The following is a 13,378-nucleotide window of genomic DNA, read 5'->3' as shown; positions in this document are numbered from 1 at the left end:
CCTCGTCCAGCCCACCCATCACGGACGCAATGGCACCGTGACCGTGGGCTTCTCGATATTGCCAAACACATCGCGCGGTGTACGGGATGCCTGCAGCACCGACGACGCGCGTTGCAGCGTGGCATCGTCCTGCGTGCGTCGCAGGAACTCGGCCTCGTTGCCAAACGCCACGCGGGTCATTTCGTAGCCGAGCGAACGTGACACCCATGGCGTGGCCGCGTCGAAGATCGCACGTGGCGGCGCCACGTTGCGGCGCTCCAGCTCCCGATAGACCGCATTCAGCATCTCCATCGTCACCGGGTCTCCGGGCGACTTCACATTGCGGCGCTGCGCCTGGGCTTCCCGCGCCAGTGCGTCGCGATAGGCGCCAAGATTCTTGCCCATCGCCCGCGCCAGCGCCTGCACCGGAATGGGCAGCACCGTGTCGCCGACCACAATGTCCGGCGTGATGCCACCGCCGCCGAACACCGTGCGCCCGGCATCCGTGCGATAGCGTGGCTTCACGGTATCGGGCAGTGTGACGAGTCCTGTATCGAGTTCTGGTTCGCCATCGGCATCCACCGCCGGCGCGCGATTGATGCCGCGTCCCAGCGGCGTGTACCACCGCGCAATCGTCAGACGCAGCGCGCCGCCGGAGGACAACGGATACACGTTCTGCGCGCTGCCTTTGCCGAAGCTGGTCATGCCAAGCACGATGGCGCGGTCATGGTCCTGCAGCGCACCGGCCACGATCTCGGACGCACTCGCGCTCGAGCGGTCGAGCAGCACGGCCAGCGGCAGGGTGGGCCAGCGCTGCGGCACCGAATCGGTGTAGGACTGGCTTGGTGTGCCTGGCCGTCCGCGCAGTTGCACGATGTTCTGCCCGCGGTCGAGGAACAACTCCGCCACCGCAACGCCCTGCTCCAGCAATCCCCCCGGATTGCCGCGCAGATCCATGACCAACGCGCGCGCACCCATCCGCACGACCGAATCCACGGCCGCCCGCAACTCATCGGCGGTTTGTGCGCTGAACACGTTCACATCCACGTAGCCCACCCCATTGGGCAGCAACGCGACACGTTGCACGGCGCGGAGATGCACCTTGTCGCGCACGATCGACAGCGGGATGTGCTGATCGCCACGCTCGATGACAAAACTCACCGCGGTGCCCTGAGGTCCACGAACCACGCGCGACACTTCGTCCCGCGTCCAGCCGCGCGTCGACTCCTTGCCGATCTGGATGATCCGGTCGCCGGCGAGAATGCCCGCGCGTTCCGACGGCCCCCCGTTGATGGGCTCCAGCACCACCGGCCAGCTCTCGCGAATATCGATCTGCAGACCGATACCGGCATAAGTCCCGCTGATCTGCTCATTCAGCCGACGCAGGCGGTCTTCAGCGAGATACGTGGTGTAGGGGTCGCCCAGTTCGCGCAACATGCCGGCGACGGCCTTGTCGTACACCTGCGTCGCGTCGAGTGAATCGACGTAGCGCTGCGCGATGGTGGCGACCACCTGATCGAACAGGCGCGCGCCGCCCAGTGGCGCGCGCGAGGGCTGCTCCCCAGCGGTGAGTTCACGTCCGGCCCACCAGCCACCGAGCGAAAGCAGCGCCACGAAAAAGATGGCCGCGGCAACCGCGCGGATGCGTCGGGGCGGCGTACGGGGAGTGTCGGGAAGAATATCCGGCATGCGTCAGTGAAAGCGCAAACGAACCAGCACCAGTGCCTGCAGCACCTGCGTGTACATCACCTGCGTAAGCATCTTGGCGTGCCCCTTACCGCGCGTGCAGCAGCGACGTCGCTGCGGCGGTGAATCGCGCGGGCCAGCGCTGCACGAGCGCCTCGAGGCATCGCACCGTGACCGTATCGATGTCGCCCTGCGCCGGCACGGCAATCACCGGACCGATTTCGGGATGCGCTTGCTGCCACGTCGAGGAAAGCGCGGCCACAAACGCCGCCTGTACCCGTACGTGAAACGCCGCGTCTTCGAGCTCCATGCGATCGGCCGCACCGCGCGCCTGCACGCGCGCCATGGCCAGATCGAGCGGGACGTTCAACAACAACGTGAGATCGGGCGCCCGTCCACCGGTCGCCAATCGGTTCACACTCGACAGCATGTCGAGCGGCAGCCCACGTCCTGCGCCCTGATAGGCGTACGTGGACAGCAAAAAACGATCGACCAGGACCACAGCACCACGCGCGAGCGCCGGCTCGACCACGTCGGCCACGAGTTGCGCGCGGGAGGCCGCAAACAACAGGGCTTCCGTGCCAGGAGACAACGAAGACGTGGGGTCGAGCAACAGCGTGCGAATGGCATCACCCGCCTGGGTGCCTCCGGGTTCGCGCACCGCCACCACTTCATGACCAACGGCGCGCAACGCCGACGCCAGGCGGTTCCATTGTGTGGTTTTGCCCACACCTTCTCCGCCTTCGAGCACCACAAACAGACCGGGCACCGCCTCCACGGCGCCACCCGACCCGTGGTGCATCACGTCTTCCTCCACTGCGCGCATGCGGTGGCGTCAGCCCAGAATGATCTGGCTGGTGGCACCAGCGCGGATGCCTTCGGCGATCAACTGGTTCACGCGCAACATCAGCTTGTCGAAATTGTCCTGCGCCGAGATGGCGCGCTGATAGTTGCTGTTGCTCTGCACCTGCGAGAACAGCCCTTCGAGCTGATGCTCCATCTCGGCCGTCGGCTCTTCCCCGCGTTCGGACATCGCCTGGGCCTGCTGACGGATCTGTTCCATCTGCTGCAGCACCATCGTGGCTTCACGGTCGGCGTTGAGGCCTTCGCTCGAACGCTTCACGGCCTTGTATTCGTCACTCTGGCCGATCATGCGGCCGAGTTCCTTTGCCTTGTCTTCCAGCATGTATGCGGCCTCCTGGCCGTGAACAACGAGGTGGGCGGTAGTCGGGTGCTGCCGGATGATGCAGGTGGTACTTACTGCGATGCGGCGCCGTCGCCGTTGCGTGCCACCAGCACACGCTCGCGGCCGGCAAGATCCGCGATGACGTGGACGTCCACGAATCCCGCCTGCCGGGCCAGCGCAGCGGTCTGCTGCGCACGCCTGGCGTCCAGCTCCAGCACGATCCAACCATCCGGCTCGAGAATCGCCCGCGCGCCAGACACGATTGCCTGATACCGGGCCATACCCTGCTCTGCCGCAAAAAGCGCCACCGGGGGTTCCCAGTCACGCACACTCGACGGCAGCGCGTGCGCTTCATCGTACGCAATGTACGGCGGGTTTGATACCAGCACACGGGCGCGCAGCTCGGTCACCGGGGCCAGATCCGCACCGAGCCGGAACTCGACCGGCGCCACGCCATGTGGGCTGTGCCGTGAGCCATGCACCATCGCCTCGAGACGCTCGGCATTGGCCTTCGCCACGTCGAGTGCATCCTGCGAGAGATCGGTGGCTACGACGCGGTCGAACCGGCCTTCCCACGCGAGACTGAGCGCGATGGCCCCCGACCCCGTACCGATGTCGATGGCGATGCCACCCGGACGCATGGACGTCACCCGCAGCGCCTCCCCCACCACCACTTCCGTTTCCGGTCTCGGGATGAGCACCCGGCGGTCCACCTGCAGCACCAATTCCCGGAACGCCGCGCTGCCTGTCGCATAGGCCAGCGGCTCGCCGGCAAGGCGGCGGTGGAGCGCCGCATCGATACGCCCGAGGGTGGCCGCATCGAGCGATTCGCCAGCCACACGGCGGTGGGTCAGTTCGGCCGGCGAACAATCGAGTACGGCCGCCACCAGCCAGCGCGCTTCCTGCGACGGATCGATCAACGCGCCCTCGGATTCCTCCGCGAGGCCGTGCTCCGACAACGCCTGCGTCACCCGCATCAGCACGTCGCGAATCGACACCTCGCCAATCGACACCTCGCGAATCGACGCCTCGTGAATCGACACGTCGCGCATCAACGCGGCGGCGCGGTCGCCCTCAGGCACTCAGCTTCTCTTCTGCATTCGCCAGTGCGAGAGCATCGAGAAACGACGAGATCTCACCGTTCATCACACTGTCGATGTCATACAGTGTCAGCCCCACGCGATGATCGGTGACGCGGCCCTGCGGAAAGTTGTAGGTCCGGATCTTGGCTGACCGGTCGCCTGTGGAGACCTGCGACTTGCGCATGCGCGACCGCTCCGCTTCCTGCTCGGACAGACGCAGGTCGAGCAAACGCGCGCGCAACACGTCCATGGCCTTGGCCTTGTTCTGCAGTTGCGACTTCTGGTCCTGCTGGGACACCACGATCCCGGTGGGGATATGCGTGATACGCACGGCCGAATCGGTGGTGTTCACGCTCTGGCCGCCGGGGCCTGACGAGCGGAAAACGTCGATGCGCAGATCCTTGTCCTCGATGCGCATGTCCAGCTCCTCCGCTTCCGGCAGAACGGCCACCGTGGCCGCCGAGGTGTGGATACGCCCCTGGGATTCCGTGGCGGGCACACGTTGCACCCGATGCACACCCGATTCCCACCGCAAAACACCAAAAACGCCGTCACCCGACACTTTGAACACGGATTCCTTCACTCCACCCAGTGTGCCTTCTGAATAGGAGATGGGTTCGATGCGCCAGCCACGCCGTTCGAGAAACCGCGTGTACATGCGGAGCAGGTCGCCGGCAAACAAACCGGCTTCATCGCCACCCGTACCGGCCCGGATTTCCACGATTGCCGGACGCTCGTCCAGAGGATCCCGCGGGATGAGCAACGGCAGCAATTCCTTCTCGAGAACCGCGGTCTCTTCCTCGAGACGGACCATTTCGGTACGGGCTTCCGCGGCAAAGTCGGGGTCGTCACCGTTGGCGAGTTCCCGGGCTTCGTTCAGCTCTTGTTCGGCCTTCTGCAGGCGTGTGGCCCGGGCCACAACCTGGGCCAGCCGGTGGTGCTCACGACCGAGCTCGGCCAGACGGGGCGCATCCTTCGTCGTCTCAGGATCGGCGAGGAGCTGCTCCACTTCGATGGCGCGTTGCAGCGCCTCGGCCATTCGGTCGCGAAGGTGACTCAGCATACTGGGATAAAATTCGTGATATCGGTCACGGCGGACCGACGGCCCCTTCGGTTAGGGTACGTCGGTGCCAACCGAAGCGCCCCTGTCGCGGACCCGTCTGCAGACTGCGGGTATCACGGAAAGATACACGAAACGAGGTGATTACATATGGTGACCTTTGGCTCTCCCCCACTCCGTATGACGCCGCCCACGATGAGCGTCTCGCTCGAGCGCATCACCGATTTTCTTTCCACCGTCCCACTCTTCCGGGAGCTGGAGCGCTCGGCGGTCCGTGGTTTCGCCGAAGTCACTCGTGAACAGCGGTTCGCCAAGGGCGCGCTGATTGTTTCCGAAGGTGATGCCGGTGACGCCCTCTATGTAGTTCGATCCGGCGAGGTAAAGGTAGTCCTCGTCGGTGACGACGGTCGCGAGGTGATTTTGCAGGTGCTCGGCGTTGGCGACCACTTCGGCGAGCTGGCGCTCATCGATGGGCGTCCGCGTTCAGCGCACGTCGTGGCCACACACGCGTCCAGCCTGCTGGTGCTGCGCCGGCCGGAATTCCGCCGGCAGGTGGAGCAGAACCCCAAGGTGGCCTGGGAGCTCATGGTGGAGCTGTCGCGTCGCCTGCGTCAGGCCGACGGCACGATTGGCAGCCTGGTGCTGCTCGATGTGCCGGGACGTGTGGCCAAGGTGTTACTGGAACACGCGACTCCCGGGGAACCGGCATCGCTGGTCAAGCAGCTCACGCACCAGACGATCGCGCAAATGATCGGCGCGAGTCGCGAAACCGTTTCGCGCGCCATGTCGGAGTTCCAGGATCAGGGTATGATCATGGTCCAGCGGCGTGTCGTGACGATCGTCAATCGTGGGGCATTGGAAAGCAGGGCTCGTCCCCGGGCCTGAGCGAGAGCCAATCGACTCTCAGCGCGTCGCCCTTACCGGCATACGTCGCGTCCAATGTCAGACATTCCCACACCTCCGTCACCGCGTGCGCGGGTTCGCTTCTGGGGAACCCGCGGCACCTGCGCGTCGCCGGGGCCTCGCACCGTGCGTTACGGGGGCAATACCCCGTGCGTGGAAGTGCGGGGTTCCGGTGGGCCTGCGCTCGTGCTCGATGCGGGCACCGGTATCCGTTGCCTCGGGCAGCATTTGCAGCGCTCTCCCGAGACAGACGCCGCCATTCACCTGTTCCTGACGCATCGGCACGCGGATCATGTCATCGGCTTGCCGCATTTTGCGCCGCTGCATGCCAGAACCCGCACCATGCATGTGTGGTGTGGTGATGGTGGAGAGGACAGCTTGCCAGCCTTCCTCAACACGTTGGTCAGTCCGCCACTCTTCCCGCAGGTCGATGGCCTCGTGGGCCAACTGTTGGCGCATGAGTGGGCTCCGGGCAAGAGTGTTGCGGTCGGTGAGTATACGGTGCACCGATTCGGTGCCAATCATCCGGGCGAAGCGGCCATCATTCGCATCGACGATGCCAACGGGCCGGTGATGGCCTACGCACCGGACAATGAGTTGGCGTATGCCAATTCCGATGCCGCGCATCTCGAATGGCTCGCGTCGTTGTACGATTTTCTGCGCGACGTGCCACTGCTCGTGCACGATGCCACGTACACCGACGACGAACTGGTCACGCACGTCGGCTGGGGACATTCCTCGGCCAGCGAGGCCGTGCGCCTGGCCATCGCCTGTGGGGTCGGCACGCTCGCGCTTTTCCATCATCATCCCGACCGCGACGACGACGCAGTAGAGCGCATCGTGGAGAGTGCACGTCGCCAGGGCGCCGAAGCCGGCAGCGCACTCAGAGTGCTGGCCGCGTGGGAAGGTCTGTCGCTGTCTGTCTAGGCGAGTGGTGCCGCTGGTGTAGCCGAAGAGCCCCAGCCGCCTCCACCTGGTGTTTCAATTGTCAGGACATCACCGGCACGCATCGCCACGCGGGTCTTGGCGGGAAGCACGGCGCCATTCAGCAGGTTGCGGCCAACCGTGCCGGCGGCGCCACCTTCCGCTCCTGGTGGTGCCACGGCACGACGCTCCGTCAACAACGTTGCCGTGCATGGTTCCATGGCCTGATAGCGCCGCACGACACCATCGCCGCCGCGGTAGGTGCCTTCCCCACCACTCCCGCGACGCACGGCGTACTCCACCACCCGCAACGGATACGCGCGCTCGAGTGATTCAATGGGCGTATTGCGCGTGTTGCTCATGCCCACGTGCACCGCATCCGGCCCGTCACCACGACGACTCGCGCCCTGACCTCCGCCCAGCGTCTCGTAGAACGTCCAGCCGGGTGCCCCCAGGGTGACATTGTTCATGGTGCCCTGCCCTGCGGCCGGGATGATCACCCCGTGAGCACCAATAGACGCGGCGGCGGCAGCAAGCGCCGCAAAACACACGTCTGTCAGGCGCTGTGACAGCTCCACGTTGCCGGCGGCCACCGCGCTTGGACGCCTGGCGTTGGCGACACAATCATCGGGAATGATCAGCGCCACCGCGCGTGCCACACCGTCGTTCACGGGCACATCGTCATCGCACAACACACGCAACACAAACACCGCCGCAGCACGCGCCACGGCGGGCGGTGCGTTCACATTGCCACGTACCGCTCCGGACGTACCGGTGAGATCGAGATGCAGGGTGCCCGCACGCACGTGCGCGGACACAACGATGGGAATGGGCGTATCGTCCACTCCGTCGCTCTCGAGCACATCACGGGCCACGCCACTGGCGCCTTCGAGCATGGCGAGGCGCGCACGAATACGACGCTCGGTGTAGTCAAGCAGCGCATCGATGGCGGCATCGAGCATGGACTCCCCCATGCGGGCGTGCAGCGCCTGCCACCCGCGCGTGCCGGCCGCACACGCGGCGCGCTGCGCCCGCAGGTCGCCCTCGCGTTCGGCCGGGGTGCGCACATTGGCCAGCACCAAGCGCAGCACATCGACGTGGGCGGCTCCATCGGTTTCGATGCGCACCGGCGGCACAATCAGTCCTTCCTGGAACAGCTCCGTGGCACCAAACGGCATGCTTCCTGGACTCATCCCGCCCACGTCTGCGTGATGCGCACGCACGGCCGCGTAGCCGATGATGCGTGCGGCATCCCGCGCATCGGCGATCACTTCCACCATCGTCAGATCCGGAAGATGCGAGCCACCATGCGCCGGGTCGTTGAGCAGAAACACCTCGCCGGCCCGCGCACCAGCGGCGCGTACCGCCGCGACGGATTCCGGCATCGCGCCGAGGTGCACCGGGATGTGCGCGGCCTGTGCGACCATACGTCCACGGGCATCGAACAGGGCACACGAGGCATCCCGTCGTTCGCGGATGTTGGGCGAGATGGCGCTGCGTTCGAGCAACGAACCCATCTCCTCAGCGAGCATCGCAACACCCTGCGAAAAGACCGTGAGTTCGAGTGCATCGAAACGGGTGGACATCAGCGTGATGCCGGTGAGGTGTCGGGAGCGGGATAGCCCGCTTCGATCACGGCGGCGACACACTGCTGCATCCACGTTTCCTGCAGATCGGCCAATCGTGCGCCCTTGCCACGATTGGGCGCCATGGACAGCAGCCCCTGCGCCGACGGATGGGGTACCGCACGCGTGACAACCTTCGCCGCCAACACCGGATACCGCGTCAGGCACGCTTCCACAGTGCGTGCCGCAACCTTGCCCAAGGTTACGATGCCACGCAGGTCGCGTGGCAACAGACGCGCGATTTCGGCATGCAGGCGCGCGAGATTGAGATCGTTCTCGAGCTCTGCCCGAGTGGGCGTGCGAAACGTCATGCCGTTGTCGGTGGGACACCGATCGAGCGCATTGCCCAGTGCCACGCCGTGTGGCTCGGGCCGAAGCCCGGCCGCGGCAAACCGTGCGCCATCCCACGGCATCGTGCGCGTCGCTGGTGGCAATGACATCGCCCCCAGACGCCCAAGCGCGGTATAGAGATGCTGCCCGGCGCCGTCCCCAAAAAACGGATAGCCACTTTTGTCGGCACCCCGCGGTCCCGGCGCTTCTCCCACCAGCAACACATGCACCGGTCCATCAGCAGGCACGAGCATCGGTACGGAAATCCCGCGGATGCGCGCCTCGTTGCGTGGTGGTGGGGTCGCGGTCATACGTCGGCCTCCAGCATCCATCCACCGATATCGAGGGGACGCGCGGTCCACCCAGCAGCGACGAGCAACGTCGCGTCGGGCAATGGCACCACCGCCGCACCATGCACGGTGTCAGCGCGCTGCGTGCGATGCCAGCGCACCGTGCGGGCAACACCGCTCAACGTGGTCCGCGCACTGATGCACTCCACCTCGCGATCGAGTGTGAATCCGGTGCGTTGTTCGTGGCGCGCGACAAAACGGTCGGTCACCTGCGAGACGCTATCGTCGAGTGTCACGGGAATATCCAGTTCATAGCCCTGGCCAACATAACGAGCACGCAACGACCATCGTGCTTCGAGCGACATCTCCCCTGCGGCCAATACCCGGGCGGCCTGGTGCAGCAGAACGCGCATCTCGTCGTCGGACCATTGCGAGAGGGCGCGTGTGCAGCTCGTGAGTGATTCACGGCGTTCCGGCGCAAGCGCGAGGCCCACCGCACTCAACACGCCAGCATGTGGCGGCACGATGACTTGCCGCATGCCCAGCAGTTGTGCGAGACCACAGGCGTGCAGTGGGCCACCGCCACCAAACGCGATCAGGGGAATACCGCGTGGATCCACCCCCCGCTCCACCGAGACACGACGCAGCGCACGGGCCATCGTCGCATCGGCCGTGGCAATCACGGCGGTCGCGGCACGCTCCACGGAAACACCGAGGGGATCGGCGATCGCGGCAAGGGCCGCACGCGCACGATTGCGATCGATGCGCACCCCACCACTCCAGTCGCCGGCGGCAATCGTGCCCAGCACGACGTGCGCATCGGTAACGGTCGCCCGTTCCCCGCCACGAGCATAGGCCGCCGGGCCAGGCGCGGCACCCGCACTCTCGGGACCAGCACGGAGCGCACCACCATCGTCCAACCACGCGATACTGCCACCGCCGGCGGCGACCGCTTCCACCAACACCCGTGGCAAGGCAATCGGCACGCCGGCGACATTGCCGCCACGTTCCACCAGCGGTTCACCGTCTTCGATCAATCCCACATCAGCGCTGGTGCCGCCGATATCGATGGTCAACGCGCGCGCTACACCAAGGGCGCGAGCAACGGCGGCCGCACCGGTCACGCCGCCGGCCGGTCCGGAGAGCGCCAAGGCCGCCGCATGCTGCGCGGCGACGGCTGCGGTGAGGGTGCCACCCGATGAGGTCATCACGCGGGGCGCCGGATAGCCACGTGCCGACAAGCGACTACTCAATCCATCGAGATACCGGCGCACGGCAGGACGTGCGTACGCTTCCGCCACCGTGCTGGCCATGCGTTCATACTCGCGGATCTCCGGCAACACGTCATGGCTGGTGATCACATCAACCGCCGTGCCACGACGTGCGCTCTCCGCGCGCAGCGCCTCAGCCAATTGCTGCTCGTGTGCCGGGTGCGCATACGCATGCAGCAGCGTGACGGCAATCGTCTCCGGATCGGCATCGAGCACGGCGTGCACCACGGCATGCATGCCAGCGTCGGTGAGCGGTTCGACGACTCCTTCGGGTGCCATGCGTTCGGGCACACCGAACACCTGGTCCGGCGCAACAAGTGGCGCGGGATGTTGTTGCGACAGGTCATACAGCGCCGCCCGTTCCTGTCGACGGAGCTCCAGCAGATCGGTGAACCCCCGGGTGGCACAGGCCACCACGCGGGCGCCACGTCGTTCGAGCAGCAGGTTGGTCACCACCGTGGTGCCATGGGCGATGGAACTCACCGCCGACGCGGCCACGCCGGCCGCTTGCAGCGCATCGAGCACTCCCTGTGCGCGATCACCCGGCACGCTCAGCACCTTGCTGGTGGAGACCGCGCCATCGTCATGCACCGCCGCAAGGTCGGTGAATGTCCCGCCCACATCGATACCCACGGCCACGGTGCCAGCCCGTGTGCCCTCTCCGGCTTTGGTGTTCACGGCGTCCGGCTCAGGACTGCGGCAAACGTGGTGCTGCGTTCATCTTGGCGTTCCGCGCGGCCCAGGCCAACGCGACATGCACCGGGAGCACCGCAAACACCACGATCATGCTGCCCTGCGTAAAGCCGGGGATGTGGATGAGGACGAGTGCAACCACCGCAAACCCCGCCGAGAGGATCGCCATTGCGCGCACCGCACGCCCGGCGCGTCCAGCGGCGGCTCGCCAGGCCCACAACACCGCCACGAGCAACAGCAGCGGGTGGAAGAGCAGCAGCGAGAGATTGCTCCCCATGTAGGGCGCGTGTTTGGTGACCGTCGCCGCCAGCAGCAACGCCGTGCCCACCAAGCCGCCCACCAGATACCACAGCACACCAAACAGCGTGAGAGCCGTTCCAGCCACACGCATTCCGCCATGCGCCGCACGCGACAGCGCGACCACCAACGCGGCCAGCAGCAACCCCAGTGCAGCCCCCATCCACAACCGTTGTGGGGCGGCCGCGGGCAGTGGAGTGCGTTGCGCCGTGAAGATCACCGAATCGCTCTGCACGATGGCGCTGTTGCCGATGCGCGTGGTGGCCAGATGATCGGCCAGACGTTCCGGCAGAAACGACTCTCCCCACGCGTCGAGATGGGCATCGGCGTTGCGCCCCAGGGCAACCTGGATGCCGGCATACACCGGCACATCAGTGGCCGTGATCCGCGCCGTTTCATCCCGCCAAGTGTGATGTCCCTGCGTGGTGCTGAATGCCGACTTCAGCGCCCCACCCAATGCCCAGTCGAGTGCATCCCGTACGCGGGTGGAGCAGTTGTCACGATAGTAGTCGTAGCGATAGTACTTGTTCTGTTCCTGGGCATTCCACGCCAGGAAATCGTACAAGGCGCCACGCTGCACCGGTGTCAAAGCCACCACCTGCTTGCGGATCGTGCGATCTTCGCCCTGGTACGCGGCGTTGAACTGGTCGGTGCGATAGCCGACCATCCAGTACTTCGTGTCGCCGGTGAGAAAGCGGGTGAGAAAATTCGGCTGGTTGAAGTCGAACATCCCCCAGTTGAACGCCACGTCTTCACCGGTCGTGCGATCATGCACCGCCAGGGCGATGTGACCGAAACGTTCGAAGATCTCGGTACCGGGTCCGTACGTGTACACCGCCACTTCGAGCGATTCGCCGCGGGATGCGCGGGTGCTGTCCAATGCCGCCGACACACCGGGCGCCGGGGGCGGCGGGGTCACGGGCACATTGTCCGCTGGACCGGTGGGGCTGCAGGCCACGAGTCCGGCCAGCAGCGTCCACGCGGCGCACCACATCCCACGACGCATCAGAACCGAATCTCCTTTCCGTCATCCGCCGCCTTGTACACCGCATCGACAATGCGCTGCACCATCACCTGTTCGGCGGGTGGCTCGTACGCCACTTCCCCGCGGATCATCGCCAGGAAGTGCGCAATTTCTGCGCGATAGCTCTGCAGGAACGGGCTTTCGCGCGACGCCGCACCGGATGGTGACACATCGACGGCGCGGCCGTTGAGCTCCTTCGTGACGCGCAATGGCGACAGGCGCGCCGAACCGCGTGTGGCGTGCACTTCGAACCACCAGCGATCTTCGTCGCCGACATGCGACCAGGACAGGTCCATGATGAACACCAGACCATTCTCGCATTCGAGAAAGACCTGCATGGTGTCTTCCACCGCGCCCGCGCCACGACCGCGGCGCATGTTGGCACTCACGCGCACCGGCGCCGGCTGGTCCGCCAGCCAGAGAGCCAGGTCGAGCAACGGAAACCCCTGCTCGAGAAACACGCCACCACCCGATTCGGCCCGACGATTGCGCCAGCCGTCCGCGTTGCGACGCACCTGCAGCGAGCCGGCGCGGATGGATGTCACCTGCCCCAGTTCCGAGTTCCGAATGAACTGATCCAGCGCCTGCACATCGGTCCGGAACCGATGATTGTGCCCCACCGCCAACACCCGTTCGGCCCGTTGCGCCGCAGCAAGGCAGCGTTCCACGCCGCGCGGTGACAGGGCCAGCGGCCGCTCGCACAACACGTGCAGCTTCTGGCGCAGCGCGCTGAGCACGTGCGGCTCGTGCAGGTGATTGGGCGTGGCGATGACGACGGCGTCGAGTTCGTCGCTGTCGAGCAGTTCCTCGAAGTCGGTGAACACGTCGGGAACGCCGAACCGGTCGGCGAGCGCGCGCGCCTTGGCGCCGTCATTGTCGCACAGCGCCACCAGCGATGCGCCACGCAGCTTGGACAGAACCGGGATGTGCGTCAGTTGGGCGATAGCGCCTGTGCCGACCACGGCGATGCGAACGCCGTCCTTCATTCACGCCTCCAGGGATGTCGATCCGTCTGATCGTGTGCCGAA

At 65.9% G+C, this 13,378-nt stretch carries 12 protein-coding genes; 2 read left to right on the top strand and 10 right to left on the bottom strand.

Annotation, left to right across the window (positions count from 1 at the left end):
- Positions 1-18 precede the first annotated feature (18 nt).
- The 5 genes from GAU_RS20530 to prfA form a co-directional block, all read right to left on the bottom strand.
- Positions 19-1,668, bottom strand: coding sequence for a S41 family peptidase (locus GAU_RS20530; protein ID WP_012682677.1), 1,650 nt, complete (start codon positions 1,666-1,668; stop codon positions 19-21).
- Positions 1,669-1,753: 85 nt separating this feature from the next.
- Positions 1,754-2,491: a dTMP kinase gene (tmk, locus tag GAU_RS06050; protein WP_052574268.1), complete on the bottom strand. Its 738-nt coding sequence runs from the start codon at positions 2,489-2,491 to the stop codon at positions 1,754-1,756.
- 9 nt (positions 2,492-2,500) lie between these two features.
- Complete coding sequence (locus tag GAU_RS06045) at positions 2,501-2,851, bottom strand: YlbF family regulator (protein ID WP_012682675.1); 351 nt, start codon at positions 2,849-2,851, stop codon at positions 2,501-2,503.
- 71 nt (positions 2,852-2,922) lie between these two features.
- On the bottom strand, positions 2,923-3,933 hold the full coding sequence (gene prmC / locus GAU_RS06040) for a peptide chain release factor N(5)-glutamine methyltransferase (RefSeq protein ID WP_041265309.1): 1,011 nt from the start codon (positions 3,931-3,933) through the stop codon (positions 2,923-2,925).
- Positions 3,926-4,996 carry a peptide chain release factor 1 gene (gene prfA / locus GAU_RS06035; RefSeq protein ID WP_012682673.1) on the bottom strand — a complete coding sequence of 357 codons (1,071 nt, stop codon included), beginning with the start codon at positions 4,994-4,996 and terminating at the stop codon, positions 3,926-3,928. The genes prmC and prfA overlap by 8 nt, the downstream gene beginning before the upstream one ends.
- 177 nt (positions 4,997-5,173) lie before the next feature.
- Here prfA and GAU_RS06030 point away from each other — a divergent pair, with 177 nt between their 5' ends.
- Positions 5,174-5,878, top strand: coding sequence for a Crp/Fnr family transcriptional regulator (locus GAU_RS06030; protein WP_041265308.1), 705 nt, complete (start codon positions 5,174-5,176; stop codon positions 5,876-5,878).
- 54 nt (positions 5,879-5,932) lie between these two features.
- Positions 5,933-6,823 (top strand): MBL fold metallo-hydrolase, encoded by an 891-nt coding sequence (locus tag GAU_RS06025; protein ID WP_012682671.1) that lies wholly within the window; start codon positions 5,933-5,935, stop codon positions 6,821-6,823.
- Here GAU_RS06025 and GAU_RS06020 read toward each other — a convergent pair.
- Genes GAU_RS06020 through GAU_RS06000 form a run of 5 tightly spaced genes read right to left on the bottom strand, consistent with a single transcriptional unit; the run spans position 6,820 to position 13,336 of the window.
- Positions 6,820-8,406: a hydantoinase B/oxoprolinase family protein gene (locus GAU_RS06020; RefSeq protein ID WP_012682670.1), complete on the bottom strand. Its 1,587-nt coding sequence runs from the start codon at positions 8,404-8,406 to the stop codon at positions 6,820-6,822. The two genes, GAU_RS06025 and GAU_RS06020, sit on opposite strands and share 4 nt — an antisense overlap.
- The gene (locus GAU_RS20525; protein WP_012682669.1) at positions 8,406-9,086 is read right to left on the bottom strand and encodes a uracil-DNA glycosylase family protein; all 681 of its coding nucleotides are present in this window, start codon (positions 9,084-9,086) and stop codon (positions 8,406-8,408) included. The genes GAU_RS06020 and GAU_RS20525 overlap by 1 nt, the downstream gene beginning before the upstream one ends.
- The gene (locus tag GAU_RS06010) at positions 9,083-11,014 is read right to left on the bottom strand and encodes a hydantoinase/oxoprolinase family protein (protein WP_012682668.1); all 1,932 of its coding nucleotides are present in this window, start codon (positions 11,012-11,014) and stop codon (positions 9,083-9,085) included. The genes GAU_RS20525 and GAU_RS06010 overlap by 4 nt, the downstream gene beginning before the upstream one ends.
- 10 nt (positions 11,015-11,024) lie before the next feature.
- Entirely contained in the window at positions 11,025-12,332 is a 1,308-nt protein-coding gene (locus GAU_RS06005; RefSeq protein WP_012682667.1) for a DUF4105 domain-containing protein, read from the bottom strand.
- Entirely contained in the window at positions 12,332-13,336 is a 1,005-nt protein-coding gene (locus GAU_RS06000; protein ID WP_012682666.1) for a Gfo/Idh/MocA family protein, read from the bottom strand. The genes GAU_RS06005 and GAU_RS06000 overlap by 1 nt, the downstream gene beginning before the upstream one ends.
- Positions 13,337-13,378: the final 42 nt, after the last annotated feature.

The organism is Gemmatimonas aurantiaca T-27 (assembly GCF_000010305.1).
Lineage (GTDB): Bacteria > Gemmatimonadota > Gemmatimonadetes > Gemmatimonadales > Gemmatimonadaceae > Gemmatimonas > Gemmatimonas aurantiaca.
Note: the sequence above shows the minus strand (reverse complement) of the source record. Positions and strands in the feature narration are given on the sequence as shown.